The following is an 18,028-nucleotide window of genomic DNA, read 5'->3' on the forward strand; positions in this document are numbered from 1 at the left end:
TTGGATCTATTTTTCGGATAAATCTGACATTTTTTGATGGTTCCAGGCTTTCACCCAAAGCTCTGTAACCTCTGCCTTTGACTTTCCTTTTTCCACCAAAGACACTGCTTTTTCTCTTAAATCTATACTATATACCATCACTTTTCCTACTCACTAATAGTATATTATACCCTTATCATTCGCTTTTGAAAGTACTATAACACTCAGATTGCTCTTTGAAGCAAATACTAAAAATCTATTAATACCTGTGATAGTTTGATAGTTAAATTTCCTTTTTTTGTCTCAGTTAGAGTTATAATAAATATTATGTTATAATTTAACTATGATGAGAATAAGATCACATGTAAAAAAAAGATTAAAGAAAAAATTTGTAATATTTACAATGTTATTTATCACTTTAATTGTTTTATATCTTTCAGTGAAAAGTACAGATAACATTGCTAACCAAATTAGAGTTAAGGAAATAAATATAGGAGCTAACAATGAAAAATAAACAGTCAAAAGATAAAAAAGAAAATTTTTACATAACATATTTTTTAGATGCTTTAGTTTCTGAAAAGTCTTCTACACAAAACACTTTAGAAAGTTATAGATCAGATCTATGTCAACTTGATGAGTTTTTGTCAGAAAGCAATACTACTCTACTGAGTGCAGATAAAGCTACTCTTAAAGAATATTTGGACTTCCTGTGTAAACAAAAAAATTATAAAGGTAGTTCTGTATCAAGAAAAATATCTGCTATAAAAAATTTCTATAAATGCCTATTTAATGATGGAGTGATAGATTCTAATCCTGTTCCAGCTAATGATGATGAATTTAAAAACCAAAAATCTTCACGTCCTTTGCCTAAGTATTTAAGTGTTGAGGAAATCATTTTGATGATTAATACAGTAAGGAAATTATCAAATGGGTCTAATAAAGAAATAAGTAATAAAAGGCTATGCGCTGTCCTAGAGATTCTTTACTCTTCCGGTATGCGTATTTCTGAGCTTATTAACATAAAATTGCATGAGGTATTGAAATTAGTAAGCAATAGTAATAAAGAATGTTATATAATAATAAAAGGAAAAAATGGCAGAGAAAGGCAAATTCTTTTTAGTGAACAAGCAATACAAAGCCTAAAAAGCTATTTATCAATTCGTGAAAATCTTATTCCTAAAGACAAACATTCTGATTGGTTATTTCCAGGTGAGAAGCATAACAGGCCAATCACAAGGCAGAGGATTGGTCAATTAATGAAAAGTTTAGCAAGAAAATGTGGTATTGATGAGACCAAAGTGTCACCACACGTGATCAGACATTCTTTTGCTACCCATCTATTGAACAGTGGAGCAAACATTGTGTTAATACAAAAAGTGCTTGGTCATACTAATCTTTCTACAACACAAATATATACTCATGTTGCTAATGAAAAGCTCAAGAATAAATTAACTGATTCACATCCTATAGCTCGAATGGCAAATAATTAACTATAAGTAAATGATGTAAGAGAAGCTTTTAGTGATTTTTAATCTATTATTTAATTTACTCCTTGTACTGTGGGAAGTGCTCTATACTTTAGTTGCTCTTCCCATAATTTTTTTTCCTTCATACATAATAACCTTTTTTCTTGTATATGCAGTAAAGGTTACTTTATTCTTTCTTTACCTATTATGTGGTATTAAGTATGAAGTAAAAGGAGTAGAAAACATACCAAAGCAACCTTTTATAATTGCTTCTAAGCATCAATCTCCTTTTGAAACATTCATTTTCATCATTTTATTCAAAGGAGCAGTTTTTATCTTAAAACAGGAGCTCAAGTGGATTCCATTCATTGGATTACATCTTATGGCATTGAAAATGATTTTTATTAATCGTTCAGATGGAGTAAGTTCTTTGCGTAATACAATCAGATTAGCAAAAACTCGCATCAGGGAAAACAGAAGTATAATAATATTTCCAGAAGGTACAAGAACAACCGCAAAATACGGTGTAAAATATCAGCCAGGTGTTGCTGCTTTATACAGCGCATTGTCTGTTCCTGTATTGCCTATCGCTTTAAATACCGGTTTATTTTGGCCAAAGAGTATACTTTCCTTGAAAAGAAACCCTGGAAAAGCGGTAATAGAAATATTACCTCCCATATACCCTGGGTTAAATAAGAATGATTTCTTACAAAATTTAGAAAAAATTATAGAAGAGAGAAGTAGCCAGTTGATTTTGCAAAAAAACTAATATTGCAAATTAATAAAAATTTTTTATAATATAGAAAATACAGTGTTTTAGGATTAGTACATGGCAAACCATAAAAGTGCTCAAAAAATGATAAAAGTAATAGCAAAACGCACTTTAATAAATAAGATGCGTAAGAGTAGGGCGCGTACTGCTGTTAGGAAATTAATTGATACAATAAAATCTGGTGATAAAGAGAATGTTGTTCTAGCATTTCGTAATGCCGAGTCTAATTTACACAAATGTGTGAATAAAGGCGTAATTCATAAAAATACTGCTGCACGCAAAATAAGCCGTTTAAATGCAAAAGTCAAAGCATTAATGACTGCATAACATGGTTAGTATAAAATTGGGTGTATATTATTCAATCTACATGCCCTATATAGAATCAAAGGTTTAAGTAGTATGGATAAAAAAGCATTGTTAAAATTAGATAACGGTATAGAAGTTGAATTGCCGATATTAAGTGGAACGGCAGGTCCTAGTGTATTAAGTGTAAAAGATTTATACAAAACCACAGGGCTGTTTACTTATGACCCGGGGTTTGTTTCCACAGCATCATGTTCTTCTTCAATTACATTTATCGATGGTAATGAAGGAATATTAAGATACAGAGGATTTGATGTTAATCATCTAGCAAAAAATTACGATTTTACATCAGTTATTTATTTATTACTCTATGGTACGTTACCAACTCCAGAACAATATGAAGAATTTCTCTTGAAAACACATAAAATATCAGAGCAAGTTGTAAACGTTATTAAGGCATTTCCTAATAGTGCACACCCTATGTCGATTCTAATTGCGTGTTTTGCAAGTTTAGCTGCATCCTATCATGAGCAGTATGGTAATAATGTTAATAGTCAAGATCTAAATTTTGGTATTTCTGCGATATTACAAGTGCCCGTTATTGTTGCAATGATTTATAGACATATTAATGATCAAGAATTCATAAATGCAGATGGCGAATCGAGCTATAGTGGAAAGTTTTTAAAGATGATGTTTAACAGTAGTGAAAAAATTCATCTATTTACTAAAGCCTTAGATAAAATATTCACTCTGCATGCTGACCATGAACAAAACGCTTCTACAGCTTCTGTGAGGCTTTCAGGGTCTGCAGGCTCCAATTTATTTGCATCCCTTGCTGCAGGAGTAACAGCACTTTGGGGACCAGCACATGGCGGTGCTAATGAAGCAGTGATCAACATGCTCAAGGAAATAGAGCAAAGTGGAAATGTAGATCAGTTTGTTACAAAAGCTAAAGATGATAAAGATCCATTCAAGTTAATGGGGTTTGGGCATCGTGTCTATAAAAATTATGACCCACGTGCACGGATATTGAAAGATATTTGCCATGAAATCTTAGATAAATCAGAGCAAAATAAGCTATTAGAAATTGCAGTGAAACTCGAAGAAATAGCTTTAAAAGATGAATATTTTATCGAGCGGAAATTATATCCAAATGTCGATTTTTATTCAGGTATAATAATGACTGCTATGGGGATACCTTCAAAAATGTTCACGCCAATCTTCGCTCTTGCCAGAACCACAGGTTGGGTTGCCCAATGGTATGAGATGGTGCGTGATAAAGAAACAAAAATTTATAGGCCAAGACAGTTATATACTGGTGAATAAAAAATTTATAGTTGCCTTAAGTAAAAATATAGATAATATTATCCCTATGTAAAATTTATAGGTCATCTATGAGGTTAACACTAGTACTTTTTTTATTCTTTCTTTTGCACAACAATGCTAGTGCTAAAGTTATTCTAGATAAAAAAATATTTTACACAGAGTTAAATGGGAATATTGATTTGAAATTTGGTTATGCTTTTAACCAGAGTACTTTCGGAGATAAACCTAAGGACAAAATGTCAAGTTGTCCAAATTTAAGTCTTCGTTACCTGCAACGCGTCCATCCAAACACCCAAATGGGTTTTTTTGTTAAAGTAGATGCTCCAGACGTCATAAACTCACGTACCATCGATATAAAAGAATTAGATATAGCACAAGGATATTTTATTATAAAAAACAAAGGACTTGGATCGATAGAGTATGGTCGCAAGGACTTAGTTAGTCAGGATATGCTAATCAACACTTCAAAGATTTGTGCTGCTGCTGGTGGAGTCAGTGGTGATTGGGCAAATTATGCAAATTTGCGTGGCGAGCATAAAAAGTCTGACGGGGCCGGATATGATAAAGATATTGTCTTTTGGGTAAAACCTAATATTTATAGTGATTATAACGGATTAAAGTGCAAGTCAGGCACATCAGTAATTAGTTATATTTCTCCTGAAATTTATAACTTTCAGTTTGGACTGAGTTACGTTCCGAAAGAAAATAATTTACATTACAGCAATCTGATTGGCGCAGGTCTTTCTTACAAGGGTAGTCTTTCAGAAGACATAAGTTTTACCGCTGCTGCAACTGGTGAATTTGCAAGGCAAAATTATACCGATGAAACGGAGTGTCTAAGTAATCCTAATTGCAACAATCAACTTAGGCATTGGAATTTGGGAATAAACGTGAAATGCTTTAATCTTAACTACATCTTTTCATATGGAAATGGTGGAAACTCAGGCAGAAGAGTGAATGTTGTATCAGGAGAGGAAAAAAAAGGAGAAGTGAAGAATACATACTATATCAATGCAGGAGTTGCATACCATTCTGATGCCAGCAAGTTAAGTTTCACTTATTTTACTAGTGGCAGAGAGATAGCTGACTCAGGTACAAATGAGCTATCATCATATGCTGTAAGCCTTGAGTATCCTTTATTTATGGGCACTTCATACTATTTCGATGCTATAAAATTTTACACTAAAGAACCTAAAGTACAGAATAATAACTCTGGTTATGTGTTTTTAGCTGGATTAAAACTTAACTTTTATCCAGCTTCCATTGGCCTAAATTAGGCTATGGTCATGAGAGTTGTAGTTGTCAGTGCAGTTGAACATTTCTCCTCCTAAGCCATTGATTAGGTAGAGGTCATATTCACTGTGTTGATCTGCTAACTCTATACTATTTTGCGTTTCTAAGTTAAAGCTGCCTGAATCTGATAGTAAATCATAATTCAAGTTCTCTACTTTACTAATACTGTTTATTACATCTCCTTTTTCATTTGCGATAACCAATTTATAGTCATCACCTAACTTCATCACTTTGATGGATATTTTATCTTTAGGTAACACTATGTATTTTTTCTCTTGGTCATCATGAATAAAGAATTTGTCCTCCCAAAAATAATACTTTTCCTCTGGTAACGCACCAAGCTTATACTCTGAAACATGCAATTTATTCCAAAACTCTAACACAGGTTGCTTTTCCGACTCTTTTGCTTCCTCATATAGAGCTCTCATATCATAATAGTCTATAACAACGTTTGCCTTGTATTTTCCTTGTGAATATTCATCATGGCTTTTCTCTATTTTCACAATTGTGTCTTTTAAAATCACCGGTTCTTGCTGTTTTACCTCTGTGTCTTTTAAAATCACTGGTTCTTGCTGTTTTACCTCTCTCTTTTCCTTAACAGAATGTAAACTATTACTCATAGTATTTTTATCGTCTTGCAGTTCATTCGATTGGGTTGATCGATCAGGTTGAACATGCTGATCGTGTACACTATTACTCATAGTATTGTGATGGTCTTTCAGCTCATTTAGTTGAGATTGATTTCTTATCTGTTCTTCAACCCATCCCTTGAATTCTGAATCGTAGTTTTTTAAATTTTCTATGAATTCATTAAAAAGTTGATATCCACGAGTTGTTTGCTTTGCTACCTGATCTGCAGCTACACGTTGTGAAAATTGGGAAAGGTCAACTAATAATTTATCCATCATACCTTGGTGTTTATCTTCAAGAAACTTTATTACCTGCTCTATTTCTGAATAACAATTTTTACTATAATAGCCGTCACGTATTATCTCATCTATCTTCAGATTTTTGCTTTTTATTTCGGAAAGAGCATTAATATCTTCACGGTCATTTATATGATTGCCATTTTCTAACCCAGCAACATAGAGTGCCATACCTTCACGTACTGCTGTAGGTAAAATATAGCTCAAACCAAGATTTGTTAACTGCATTGCATGCCCAATTTCATGCTCTAGTGTGCTTTGATTCACATTTCCTTCCTGATCAAGATAGACATATACATCAGCACCATTACCACCTACAGCATGCTTATCAGAATCGAAGTTATTCATCGCTGTATAACTAACAACACCCTTATCCATAGTTTTTCCCATACTTTTTAAGTATTCCTGATAATCATCAAAGCTGTTCAAGATATAAACATCAATTTTTCTCTCATTATCAGAGTTATTAAAAGCGTGCTTGAAGTTATGCACAGCATCTCTAATACTGTCCCTTATTATATCTAGTCTACCATGGTCTAAACTATGCTTTATGTTTATATTAGTTTTACCATGAGAATCAGTATCATTATACGGAAGATGCGATATTTCACTATCCATGTATTTCACTATTTCAGTGCTACCTATCTTCTTAGCAAGAGCAAGAGGTGTACATTTATTTCCTTGCCCTTGGCCCTTAATATGAAGATCGGCTCCTGCTTCCATTAAATATTTTACCGTATCCAATTGATTACGTAATACAGCTGAGTGCAGTGGAGTATATCCATTAGTCAGGAAATTTATATCTGAACCTTTTTCTATTAAGTATTTTACTACTTCTATATGTCCATGAGCAGCAGCAGAATGAAGCGGTGTACCCAGCCATCCATCTGCTAAAACATTAGTTTCAGCATGTGCTTCTTCTACTAAAAATTTAACCATATCTAAGTTACCACGTCTAGCAACTTCATGAAGAAGTGTTTCACCATATGTGTCATAATTTTGACCATCAGTTGCTACAGATGTGAATAATGGTCGGCTTACATGCACATTTATACGAGCATTTACATCTGCACCTTTACTAATTAAATATTCTGCCAATTCTTTATTACCATGAATCACAGCCACAAAGAGTGGTTTATCTATGTGCATGCCCAAATTGATATCAGCATTGCCTTTTTCTACTAAAAACTTTACTATCTCTTTATTGTTTGACCTAACAGCATAAGAAAGTGGTGTAATTCCGTCTTCATCTTGAATATCTACTTCTGCACCTTTATGTATTAAAGTTCTTACTTTTTCAAATGCATTTTCAAACACAGCTCTATGCAAAGGAGTATAACTTGATGAATCTCGCTTATCTAAATCTTCTCCTCTTAAGATTTCATTTTGCATAGAACTCTCTGAATATGATCTATTACTTGCTTGCTTATCCAATGTTCTTGCACCAGATGATAGTTCTTCTCTATGCTGTGTGTTATCAACCCTACTTTCTTGTAAGTTAACTGAAGTACTGTGCTGTGTTGGCTGATCAGACTGCATTCTCTTACTTCTTACATGAGAATTCTGTGATGTAGCTTCGTGCTCCTTTTGTTGTTCATGTGTCTGCCCACTATGGATGCTACTAGCGTAATCATTGACAATCTTTGTTGGACTATTTTCATCATTTTGCTCTTCATGCACTTGCTGTTTAGATTGTGTTTCTTTTATAAATATTTTCTGATGATCAGTGTATCCTTTATTAGTATCCCCTATGTCTCCTCTACCTTGATCAAAAGTTATTCTTTTACTTCCATTTCCCATATCTTTAATTTCTACTTGAGGTGAAACGGATGCTAAAAAGTCACTGTAGCTATAGTTGTAATCAACAGAGAAAAATATTTTATCTTTAAAATTATGAAAATTATTAGATAACATCCCTATATCTTCTTCATTATGCGATAATTTTACCTTAGTGAAATACGTTTGATCATTTAGCCGAATTATTTCTCCTCTTGAATTCCTTTGTATGTTGTAATCATTTGGATCATATTTAATAGCAAAAAGTGTACCAGGTTCGTATCTGTCCAAGTTTATAAGTCCTATATTTACATGTTTATGAGAATAATCTCGTTTTTCATATTCATGCGCAAATATAGGGTCAATATATTTATACTCATCTGGTATGTTAGAACACTCAACACCGTTTTCTGTTGCAGGAACCAGCTTATTCTCGCCATTTTTTTGCACTAGTTTTAGGTGTGTAATATTGCTTGGTAACTCAAATCTTATATCCTTGCCGTGATCATGAATAAATAATTGACTTGCTTCTCGACCTTTTACATCATGCCTTTCTTCAGTTACATAAAAGCCTATGTTTTTGAATGTGTGTAAGGATTGACCTCCTTTACTTACCACAGCTTCATATACATCATCATCTGTTCTATCAGTACCTTGGTCGTTCAACAAATCCCCTTTCTCTACTATGATTCCGTGTTGTTTTTGCTCATCAGAATATTGCGCAAATTTTGAATCTTTATGATTTAAAATTTTAGTGTTATTAAGCAATAAAGAATCTAAATTTTCTTCCTTTATGTGGTTCATACTAGGATTTAACAATTCATTCTCATGTAAATGAGATTCTTTGAAATATTCGTCACTCTCAACCTTTCTTCCATCTATGAAAGAAGCTTTATAATGTCCATTCTCTTTTGTGATTGTCATGTAAGCACCACCTTCATATTGCACATTTAAGCCGTGCAATATGTCTTCAAAAATGAAAGTATCTTTAGTTTGACCTTCGACTTGTTTAAAAAAGCCAGCTTCACTTGACAACTCTCCGATTTTTACGTCTCCATCATATACAGACAGCGCTCCTTTATTTCCATGACCAAGTGCTTTTAGAGATAATACTTTACCATTTTGCAAAGTGATATTTTCTATCAAATTTGAGTCAATGTTAACTAACCCATCTAATATCTTATCAACATCAATATCCTTCTCTGCTTTTATCTTTGCCAACCCGGCACGAATTATATTATCAAACATAGAGCTTTTCAAATTCTCATATCTTGACGAAGAATTAACAGAATTGTATTCCTCCATCATCTCTTGATAAGAAATTTCTCGACTGTGATACTTACTAATAACTTCAGAAGCTTCTTGTCTAATACTCTCATCTAACTTTTGTAATTCTTGTTCCAGATTTTCTTTCAAACTCTCTTTATAATGCGATATTACCCTAAAAGCCTGCTCTTTATATTCTAGAGTGTTCTTATACTCATTGCCCTGTTTATCACAGTAAGTGAGCTTATGCTGTCCATTAGGTGCTTCTATAACTTTTAAAAAGTTGTATTCTCTTGATATATCTAAATTATCATTTGTTGCTCTATTTATCGCACGAGCATAATTATGTACTGATACGTGCTCCACTGGTGAAAAGCTTCCTACATTTCCTCCATCTATTTTATTTATATCTGCTTTGTAGTATGATACATCTTTGATTTCTCCATTTATTATCTCCTTCTTAATTCCTATAAATTCCCCTTTTTCGATTTGCAAAGCATTGATATCTTTCATTGCAACTTCTGTATTATGAGCAGCAAGCCAATCTTTAAAATCATCGTTGTTCTGTATTATTTCATTTAAAAAATTCTGTGATTTTTCTGAAGCACCTACACGTAAAGTTTCCATGTAATCTTTCAACAAATGTGGATTTTTTTCTTGTAGATACATTACTAGAGCATGCCCAGTTTTGTAAACTAAGCTATTTTGTTCACCCTCATCTGAATATTGTAATTTTAGAATTTCATCTAAATTCAGTTCTTTTGCTTGAGTTTTATCAATACTAGACCCTTGAGAATTGAATTTATGATCCGAGAGATGTTCACAATAGTCTGAGATTCCTTCCATTAATACCGTAGGTAAATCTTTACCTCCTGTAGCTAAGTAAGTTAGACCGTGTGCTAATTCATGCTGCAGGTTATGAATATCACCTTGCTGATATACATACATTTCAGCAAAAACGTCAGATTCTCCTCTGTAGTAACATTTACCTCCTTCATCTCCAAGACCAAAATTGAAATTTTGGTTGCCACCAAGGTACGTATAATCAGCTTTATCATCAAATACATAAATTTTCAAAGTTTGTTCTGAATTGCTGCGTTCTAGACCAAAATAATCTTTAAAATGATCAATTGTTTCTTTTACTTCCTTTTCAATATTAGGAATTTTCGTTGCTTTCAAATTATGAGAGTAAACCTCTACCTTAATATTTAGATCATCAACTTTAATAATCTGAGGTGCATTAAACCCTTTGTCATTATTGTTAAAATATTGTTCAGTGGTTATGTTATAATTTACTCTTCGACTCATTCTGTCCTCCAATTTAAAAAGTGCTTATATAAAGGATAGAGGATGCTTTTTAAAAAAGTGTAAATTTCAATATTAATAAAATTAATATCTTAATAAAGAGATATAAATACTTAATTAGGCTTTGATTTACTCACTAAAAGCCTCTTCCCATGTGCCCTGAGTTGCTGCACGACTATACTCAGTTACCCTATTTTCAAAAAAGTTCGTATGTTCAACACCATTTAATATTTCATCCAACCACGGAAGTGGGTTATCATCTATATTATATATAGGTTTGAGGCCTAATTGAGTCAGCCTTCTATTTGCTATATATCGTATATAGCGCTTGACTTCATCTGCAGATAAACCATCTACAGCACCAAACTCAAAGGCAAGTTTGATAAATTCATCCTCAAGTCCTACAATTGTTTTGCATGCAGAGTATAACTCTTCCTTAAATTCATCATTCCAAATTTCATTATTTTCTTTAATGAACGTATTAAATAACATAATAATCGAATTGGTATGTAAAGTTTCATCACGTGCCGACCAAGCAATTATTTGTCCCATGCCCTTCATTTTTCCAAAACGTTGAAAATTGAGTAAAATTGCAAATGATGCAAATAATTGCAATCCTTCAGTAAAAGCACCAAAGATGGCTAGAGTTTTTGCCACATGTTTTTTATCATGCTTTTTGCTTTCTTCGAACTCTAGCATGTATTCATACTTTTTTCTCATACTGTCATACTTTAAAAATGCTTCATATTCGCTTTCAGGCATGCCAATTGTATCTAAAAGATAGGAATAGGCTGCAATATGTATTGTCTCCATATTAGAAAAACTAGCTAGCATCATACATATTTCTGTTGGTTTAAATATGCTTGAATAGTGCCTCATATAGCAGTTGTTTACTTCTATATCAGCTTGAGTAAAAAATCTAAAGATTTGAGTCAATAAATTCTTTTCTGCTTTTGAAAGGTTAGTTTTCCAGTCTTTCACATCATCAGCAAGAGGCACTTCCTCAGGTATCCAATGTATTCTTTGTTGCTGCAGCCATGCATCGTAGGCCCAAGGATAATGAAAAGGCTTGTATATTGGAGCTGATTCTAATAATGACATTGTATACCTATGACTTTTATTTAATTTAATGTTAAACGATATTATGAATCAGTCAAATTGACTTTTTGAAATTTGACATTAGATAATTTATCACTACTATAATAAAGTTATCGATTGTGGTAAAAAATGCGAGTACTAATATTCTTAATTTTATTGTTCTTAATAAGCTGCACACATACTATAAATGACCATGGAGTGCCAGGTATAGATGTTGAACTGTGGAGCCAGATAAAAATAGGTGATGACAAAGAAAAGGTTGTGCACTCTCTAGGATCTCCAACACTCATATCACAATTTGATGATAATGTTTGGTATTATGTTTCATATAGAATAAAACAAGCAAATTTTTTAGGAAGAAGAAAATATAGTGGTAAATCTCTGAAAATTTCATTTGATCGTGATGGTAAAGTTGCGGATATAGAAGAAACTGACACTTCAGAAAGATCTTTAGTTGCAGTTGATGATCAGCCTCGTCCTTCTCCTGAGTAAGATGCAGACGACGCACTCATGATAATACAGACTCATAACCCTTATCTATTTCAATCTTTTTGTGAGCCATAACACTAAATCGTCATCGAGAAGAACTTCCGTACCAGGATTAATGTATTGATATTTAATGGATGGTCTATTCTCAGCTCCATGGATCACACAATTTTAAGCAAATTTAACCACCTACAATCCGTATTTTTGCCATTTCTTCATAACTTTTTCCACTATTTCTTCGCTCATTTCAATTTTTTTCCCCCACTCGCGTTTTGTTTCAGGTGGCACCTTATTCGTTGCATCAAAACCAATCTTGCTGCCAAGCCCACTTTCAGGAGAAGCAAAATCCAGGTAATCGATAGGAGCGTTTTCTATGACGATTGTATCACGCGCAGGATCCATTCTTGTTGATATTGCCCACATTACTTCCTTCCAATCACGTATATTTATGTCATCATCCACAATTATTATGAATTTTGTGTATAAAAACTGCTTCAAGAATGAAACTATACCCATAATTATCCTTTTTGCATGCCCAGGGTAGGATTTTTTTATTGATACAACAGCTATTCTATACGAACAACCCTCAGGTGGTAGATAAAAATCTACCACCTCTGGGAATTGATTGATTAAAATAGGAACAAAAATTTCGTTTAATGCTTCACCAAGAATCGATGGTTCATCTGGTGGCTTACCAGTGAAAGTGCTGAGATAGATAGGATTTTTACGCATAGTAATTGCAGTAATATTAAATTCAGGAAATTGCTCAACAGAATTGTAATAACCTGTATGGTCACCGTAAGGCCCTTCATCACGGTATCTATCTAAACTGACATAGCCTTCTAAAACAATTTCAGAATGCGCTGGCACCTGCAGGGGAATAGTTTTGCAATTAACAAGTTCAAGAGGCTTCTTGCGTAATAGACCAGCAAATTGATACTCTGATAATGTTTCAGGCACTGGAGTGACAGCAGCAATAATTGTTGCAGGATCAGCACCAATTACAGCAGCAGCAGGAAATTTTATAGTGCCTCCCTTCTCCTTCCAACGTTTGTGATGACTTGCACCACCACGATGTGCAAGCCAGCGCATTAGAGTTGTTTTTTTATCTATCACCTGCAGGCGATATATCCCGAGATTAAAACCATCTTGTTTTTCGCTTGTTGGTCCCTTAGTGACCACTAATGGCCAAGTGATGAGAGGAGCAGGCTCATCGGGCCAACACGTTTGAATAGGCAGAATTCTTAAATCCACCTCATCTCCAGTTAACACTATTTCTTGGCATGGAGCATTTTTCACAACCTTATTCCGCATTGATAATACAGTTTTCAATAAAGGAACCATTTTTATTGCATCTCTGAAGCTTGTTGGTGGCTCCGGAGACTGCAAAAATGCTAAAAGTTTACCAAAATCTCTAAATTCTTCTGGATTTATATCAAGTCCCAAAGCGATTCTATCGATAGTACCAAATAGATTCACTAAAACTGGCATGTAACTTCCACCATTTTCTGTAACTACATTTTCAAAAATTATAGCAGGCCCTTTTTGTGATAATACCCTACGGTGAATTTCTGTCATTTCCAGCACCGTTGATACTTCTTCTTTAATTCTAATCAGATCTTTTTTTGCTTCTAAAGCTTTTATAAAATCCTGTAAATTGTTATATTTGGGCATACTTAATAGTATAAACCTGCTACAGATGTTTTTATAGCTAAAAATTTACAAAAATGCTAGTGCTGTTGCAGAAAAAACAGAACTAATCAACCACCAGGAGCAAGATCATGACTATGATCATCACCAACGGCTGGCGATGGACTTGGGGTAAAAGATTGGCCATAGTGAGATCCTTCATCATGTGCACCACCGAAGCCATTGAAATCATGACCCATACTCTCATTTGCATGTTGATAGTCACTTGGATCAATAAACCCTCCATCTTGTTGCACTTCATCACTACCACCGCTGCCATCTCCTTCACCTCCTGAGAGATACTCTATGACAGCTTCAATGACTCCAATACCAAATGGATTGCCCGATTTACCAAAAGCGGTTGCTAAAACACCACTGTCTAACCAACCAGAAAATACATTACTATAAGCAGTGATTACACCTTCATGACAAGTAGTCAACCACCACTGTATCGCTGCTAGAACTGTTGAAGCAGAATCACCGAAGCCAACACCAACACCTTTCTTGCCATCCCCTTGTTGTTGTTCAGCTTGTAACGATTGAACATGTGACCCACTCATGACTTACTCCAGTTTTTTATTTACAATTGTACCAGAAATATTATAAAATATCAATAAGAGATCTAGACTTTTTATATAATCATAATACAGATTCCTATTTTTCTCAGTTGATAATAGAGAAGATATAAATTTTGTTATGAGAAAGTAAATACATTTTTAATATTTTTATAAAAAGCTATAAGTATAAATTTTGTTGCTGTGCTGATGACCATTCTCAGGTTTTTAATGCTTTTTTTTACCATTTTTTGTACACACGTTGTACGTTATGATCATGGTACAAAAATTTTATTGCAACAAAATTCAGCACTAGCTTTGGAAGCGTCGATACCAGAAATCATATCTTTACCTATAGAGTTTCCTGATATTACAAATAGTAGTCAGCTTATTTCTATTGATATTAGTGATGAAACACCAGTAAAGGATTTATTGATTGAGATAGGAAAAATTTCTGATATTAATTTGGATATAGATCCAAAAATATCCGGCAACATTATTTTAAAGTTAAAAGACAAGAGTATAAATGAAGTAATCCAAAACATAGCTCAGAGTGCTAGACTACGCTATTCAGTGGACAATGATGTAATTAGGGTTGAGCAAGATTTGCCATACTTACAAAATTATTATGTTGACTTCATCAACATCCAACGCTCTGCTCACAGCAGTTTTGTCCTTAGCGATGATATTATTAACAGCAATGGAAATCCCACTAACGAAGGTTCAACCAATACGATGAAATCGCAATATAGTAGCGATCTGTGGGGTTCACTAGAGAAAGGCTTAAATATGATAATGGACGTTAATGGGATAAACGACGGTGAATTTCTTTGTCCCAATAGAGAAACAGGTGTAATTATTTTAAATGCTAGAAAAGATATCCATAAAGCTGTTGAAGAATACATTCACAAAGTTAAAAGACTGGCATCTTTACAAGTAATGATAGAAGCAAAAGTGGTGGAGGTTGTGTTAAATGATCAATATCCTTCTGGTATTAACTTAAATGATTTGCATAGTGATCAAGAAAATTCTACTACAGGCCTGAGCGTCGGTAGTTTAGAAAATTTAATAAAAAGTTTAGACAAATTTGGCACTTCAACAGTAATATCAAGTACTAGAGTACATGCTGCAAATAATCAGCAGGCAATGATCTCATTTGCTGAAAACTACGTTTATTTCACTATTGATGCACAAACAAGCACCGATAAGACTTTAATTACTAAAATAAACAGCGTTCCAATAGGTGTTGTATTAGTAATTCATCCAAGCATTAATATTGATACTAGTGAAATATTCATGGATGTACGTCCAACTTTATCAAGAATTAACGGTTATACTAAAGACCCAGGAATAGAATATATTGCCCAGCGAAGCAAAATAAAATTAAACAGCAATGTTCCACTTGTTGAAATAAGAGAGATGAATTCTATATTAAAAATTAAGAGTGGTGAAATTATGGTTATTGGTGGTTTTATAGAACGTAGAGAAGATAAGCAAAGTTTACGAGGGAAAAGAAAGCCTTCGAACAACATTAGAGCTATGGAAACTGTTGTGTTTTTAAAAGCAACAATTGTTCCGTCATTTGGTTTTTTGAGCAAAAAAGATAAGCATCCATATATGCTAACTATGCACAAAGAAAGTGTAGGAACATAAGAAGATGTTTGAACAGTTAAGCATATTTAAAATTTGCTATACAGTGATTACTCTTGAATAACTTGCTTGACTAGTAAAACTGGAGTTTACAAATGGCAGGAAACATAATTTTTGGCTTTTCAAGGAGTCAAAAGTGGCAATATTACCGGAAATCAAGGTTTTAGCAGATAGCGGTTATAGAGGGACCAAGCGATACAAATAAAACTAGACCTCTTTCAAAATTGGAAAAGAGCAAAAAATTAGTATAAAATAATAAATTTAAAAGTATGAGATACAAAGAAGTTAAGGAATTAGACAACGAAAAATACCGGCGTCTAACAGGAGTAAAAAAGGCAACTTTCGAGAAGATGGTAGAAATATTAGATAAAGAAGATAGGTTGAAGAAAGCAAAGAGCGGGCGTAAAAGCAAGCTCTGCATAGAAGACAGGCTACTTATGGCATTAGAGTATTTACGTGAATACAGGACATATTTCCACATAGGTCGAAGTTATGGTATGAGCGAAAGTAACAGCTACAAGATAATTAGGTGGATAGAAGATACGTTGATAAAACATCCGGATTTTAAGTTACCAGGACGAAAAGAGCTGCTAAAAAGCGAAACAGAATATGAAATTTTAGTGATAGATGCAACGGAAACACCAATCGAGCGACCAAAAAAAAGCAGAGAAAATTCTATTCAGGAAAAAAGAAAAAGCATAGTATAAAAACACAAATAATAGCAGAAAAAAAGAGCAAAAAAATAATTTGTACATCATTTTCAAATGGTAGAAGCATGATTTTCGGCTTTTTAAGGAGTCAAAAGTGGCAATATTACCGGAAATCAAGGTTTTAGCAGATAGCGGTTACAGAGGCTTGCAAAAAATTCACAAAAACGTTAAATTGCCGCATAGAAAGACGAAAAAGAAGCCATTAGATAAGGAAAAAAAGAAAGAAAATCAAGAGCTTGCAAGTCAAAGGGTGGGAGTGGAAAATGTGATAGGTTTGTTGAAAAGGTTCAAAATTATAGCAGATCGATATAGAAATAGACGCAAACGTTTTGGTTTGAGGTTTAATTTAATTGCTGGAATTTACAATTTTGAGTTGATGATATGAATTTTGAAAGAGGTCTAGTATATCACACCAGCAACTCAAAGAGCATCTTTATAGCTTCGTTATGGCCTACAATTATGCAAAACTCCTCAAGACTCTTAAGGGTCTTACCCCTTATGAATTTATATGTGATCAGTGGACAAAATTTCCTGATTTATTTATACTTCCATCACTCTTTGGGACCATACACCTAGTGCACAGAAGAAATTGTTGAGTTACTACTTCTTGACGTCTGTGTTGCATCTATTTTAGTGCTAGGTTTATTAGGTTTAAATGCTTGATGTGCAACCATGCCAGCTGTTAGTGTAATTGCTGCAATGGCAAAAATTGCTAGTGTTATAGGAAATGGCTGAACAAGAAGGACTCCGTTTGTAATAAGAAATGCTGCTACCCCAGTTTCAAGCGTTGCAGTTATAAGACAAACAAAAGTACATATTATAATTGGTTTAAGAAATTGCATTTTTTCTGCTGTCTCCAAAAATTGCTTCACCTTAATTTCCATAGCTAAGTCTATTGGAGTATTTCCATCTTGATTTTTAGCATGAATATCTGCGCCTGCTGCTACTAGAGCCTTTGCTACATCTATATTGGCATGCTTAGCAGCCCAATGTAAGGGAGTTTCTCCATACTTATCTTTAGCGTTAACATTCGCACCTGCTTTTACTAGAGCTTTTACTACTTCTGCATTAGCAGCGCAGTGTAAAGGGGTGTTGTCATGTTCATTTTGAGCATGCACATCTGCACCTGCTGCCACTAGAGCCTCTACTACACCAACATGGCCACTTTGAGCAGCCCAATGTAAAGGAGTTGCTTTATGTTGATCTTTAGCATTAACCTTTGCGCCTGCTGCTACTAGGTAGTGTAGACATTCAAAAAGAAAGGAGTTATAATAACAATTTTTGAGAGAAGCTAAGGATGTTATACGACTTAAAAGATAAGCAATGGGAAAGGATAAAGGAGAGTTTACCCGGAAAGAAAGGGGATAGTGGAAGGAGTGCAAAGGACAACAGAAAGTTCATAGCAGCAGTGATGTGGATAGGGCGAACA

At 33.9% G+C, this 18,028-nt stretch carries 14 protein-coding genes and 3 pseudogenes; 11 read left to right on the plus strand and 6 right to left on the minus strand.

Going from position 1 to position 18,028, the window contains the following annotated elements:
* Positions 1-6: 6 nt before the first annotated feature.
* Positions 7-138 carry a hypothetical protein gene (locus tag IC220_RS08000; protein WP_255424130.1) on the minus strand — a complete coding sequence of 44 codons (132 nt, stop codon included), beginning with the start codon at positions 136-138 and terminating at the stop codon, positions 7-9.
* Positions 139-322: 184 nt separating this feature from the next.
* Here IC220_RS08000 and IC220_RS03210 point away from each other — a divergent pair, with 184 nt between their 5' ends.
* From IC220_RS03210 to IC220_RS03235, 6 genes are all read left to right on the plus strand, one after another.
* Positions 323-493 (plus strand): hypothetical protein, encoded by a 171-nt coding sequence (locus IC220_RS03210; protein WP_188153147.1) that lies wholly within the window; start codon positions 323-325, stop codon positions 491-493.
* Entirely contained in the window at positions 483-1,469 is a 987-nt protein-coding gene (locus IC220_RS03215) for a tyrosine-type recombinase/integrase (protein WP_188153148.1), read from the plus strand. The genes IC220_RS03210 and IC220_RS03215 overlap by 11 nt, the downstream gene beginning before the upstream one ends.
* Positions 1,470-1,500: 31 nt before the next feature.
* Positions 1,501-2,214, plus strand: a complete 714-nt coding sequence (locus tag IC220_RS03220; protein WP_188153149.1) for a lysophospholipid acyltransferase family protein — start codon at positions 1,501-1,503, stop codon at positions 2,212-2,214.
* A 60-nt stretch (positions 2,215-2,274) separates the two neighbouring features.
* Positions 2,275-2,544 (plus strand): 30S ribosomal protein S20, encoded by a 270-nt coding sequence (rpsT, locus tag IC220_RS03225; protein ID WP_188153150.1) that lies wholly within the window; start codon positions 2,275-2,277, stop codon positions 2,542-2,544.
* Between the two features lie 72 nt (positions 2,545-2,616).
* Complete coding sequence (locus IC220_RS03230) at positions 2,617-3,846, plus strand: citrate synthase (protein WP_188153151.1); 1,230 nt, start codon at positions 2,617-2,619, stop codon at positions 3,844-3,846.
* 68 nt (positions 3,847-3,914) lie between these two features.
* Positions 3,915-5,123 (plus strand): porin, encoded by a 1,209-nt coding sequence (locus tag IC220_RS03235; protein WP_188153152.1) that lies wholly within the window; start codon positions 3,915-3,917, stop codon positions 5,121-5,123.
* On the opposite strand, the gene IC220_RS03240 is transcribed toward IC220_RS03235, so the two are convergent.
* Both IC220_RS03240 and IC220_RS03245 read right to left on the minus strand, forming a co-directional pair.
* Positions 5,115-10,415 (minus strand): ankyrin repeat domain-containing protein, encoded by a 5,301-nt coding sequence (locus IC220_RS03240; RefSeq protein WP_188153153.1) that lies wholly within the window; start codon positions 10,413-10,415, stop codon positions 5,115-5,117. The two genes, IC220_RS03235 and IC220_RS03240, sit on opposite strands and share 9 nt — an antisense overlap.
* A gap of 126 nt (positions 10,416-10,541) precedes the next feature.
* Positions 10,542-11,513, minus strand: a complete 972-nt coding sequence (locus tag IC220_RS03245) for a ribonucleotide-diphosphate reductase subunit beta (RefSeq protein WP_188153154.1) — start codon at positions 11,511-11,513, stop codon at positions 10,542-10,544.
* A 126-nt stretch (positions 11,514-11,639) separates the two neighbouring features.
* Here IC220_RS03245 and IC220_RS03250 point away from each other — a divergent pair, with 126 nt between their 5' ends.
* Entirely contained in the window at positions 11,640-12,002 is a 363-nt protein-coding gene (locus IC220_RS03250) for an outer membrane protein assembly factor BamE (protein ID WP_188153155.1), read from the plus strand.
* A 183-nt stretch (positions 12,003-12,185) separates the two neighbouring features.
* On the opposite strand, the gene IC220_RS03255 is transcribed toward IC220_RS03250, so the two are convergent.
* Together IC220_RS03255 and IC220_RS03260 are read right to left on the minus strand one after the other, a co-directional pair.
* Positions 12,186-13,670 (minus strand): UbiD family decarboxylase, encoded by a 1,485-nt coding sequence (locus IC220_RS03255; RefSeq protein ID WP_188153156.1) that lies wholly within the window; start codon positions 13,668-13,670, stop codon positions 12,186-12,188.
* Between the two features lie 86 nt (positions 13,671-13,756).
* On the minus strand, positions 13,757-14,245 hold the full coding sequence (locus IC220_RS03260; RefSeq protein WP_188153157.1) for a hypothetical protein: 489 nt from the start codon (positions 14,243-14,245) through the stop codon (positions 13,757-13,759).
* Positions 14,246-14,449: 204 nt separating this feature from the next.
* On the opposite strand from IC220_RS03260, the gene IC220_RS03265 reads away from it, so the two are divergent.
* The 4 genes and pseudogenes from IC220_RS03265 to IC220_RS03275 form a co-directional block, all read left to right on the plus strand.
* Entirely contained in the window at positions 14,450-15,892 is a 1,443-nt protein-coding gene (locus IC220_RS03265; protein WP_188153158.1) for a type II secretion system protein GspD, read from the plus strand.
* Between the two features lie 85 nt (positions 15,893-15,977).
* A pseudogene (locus IC220_RS07880) lies at positions 15,978-16,076 on the plus strand (IS5/IS1182 family transposase); the annotation flags it as partial.
* Positions 16,077-16,158: 82 nt separating this feature from the next.
* Positions 16,159-16,984, plus strand: a pseudogene (locus IC220_RS03270) (IS5 family transposase).
* A gap of 22 nt (positions 16,985-17,006) precedes the next feature.
* A pseudogene (locus IC220_RS03275) lies at positions 17,007-17,175 on the plus strand (IS481 family transposase); the annotation flags it as partial.
* Here IC220_RS03275 and IC220_RS03280 read toward each other — a convergent pair.
* Positions 17,172-17,981, minus strand: coding sequence for an ankyrin repeat domain-containing protein (locus tag IC220_RS03280; RefSeq protein WP_410543325.1), 810 nt, complete (start codon positions 17,979-17,981; stop codon positions 17,172-17,174). The pseudogene IC220_RS03275 and the gene IC220_RS03280 sit on opposite strands and share 4 nt — an antisense overlap.
* Between the last annotated feature and the right edge of the window lie 47 nt (positions 17,982-18,028).

The organism is Wolbachia endosymbiont of Pentalonia nigronervosa, assembly GCF_014534705.1.
Lineage (GTDB): Bacteria > Pseudomonadota > Alphaproteobacteria > Rickettsiales > Anaplasmataceae > Wolbachia.

What these genes read in the sequence shown, in the direction of transcription:
- IC220_RS03250 (WP_188153155.1), top strand. Translation starts at nt 11,640, where the DNA reads ATGCGAGTACTAATATTCTTAATTTTATTGTTCTTAATAAGCTGCACA.
- IC220_RS03240 (WP_188153153.1), bottom strand. Translation starts at nt 10,415, where the DNA reads ATGAGTCGAAGAGTAAATTATAACATAACCACTGAACAATATTTTAAC.
- IC220_RS03230 (WP_188153151.1), top strand. Translation starts at nt 2,617, where the DNA reads ATGGATAAAAAAGCATTGTTAAAATTAGATAACGGTATAGAAGTTGAA.
- IC220_RS03255 (WP_188153156.1), bottom strand. Translation starts at nt 13,670, where the DNA reads ATGCCCAAATATAACAATTTACAGGATTTTATAAAAGCTTTAGAAGCA.
- IC220_RS08000 (WP_255424130.1), bottom strand. Translation starts at nt 138, where the DNA reads ATGGTATATAGTATAGATTTAAGAGAAAAAGCAGTGTCTTTGGTGGAA.
- IC220_RS03235 (WP_188153152.1), top strand. Translation starts at nt 3,915, where the DNA reads ATGAGGTTAACACTAGTACTTTTTTTATTCTTTCTTTTGCACAACAAT.
- IC220_RS03210 (WP_188153147.1), top strand. Translation starts at nt 323, where the DNA reads ATGATGAGAATAAGATCACATGTAAAAAAAAGATTAAAGAAAAAATTT.
- IC220_RS03265 (WP_188153158.1), top strand. Translation starts at nt 14,450, where the DNA reads ATGACCATTCTCAGGTTTTTAATGCTTTTTTTTACCATTTTTTGTACA.
- rpsT (WP_188153150.1), top strand. Translation starts at nt 2,275, where the DNA reads ATGGCAAACCATAAAAGTGCTCAAAAAATGATAAAAGTAATAGCAAAA.
- IC220_RS03260 (WP_188153157.1), bottom strand. Translation starts at nt 14,245, where the DNA reads ATGAGTGGGTCACATGTTCAATCGTTACAAGCTGAACAACAACAAGGG.
- IC220_RS03215 (WP_188153148.1), top strand. Translation starts at nt 483, where the DNA reads ATGAAAAATAAACAGTCAAAAGATAAAAAAGAAAATTTTTACATAACA.
- IC220_RS03245 (WP_188153154.1), bottom strand. Translation starts at nt 11,513, where the DNA reads ATGTCATTATTAGAATCAGCTCCAATATACAAGCCTTTTCATTATCCT.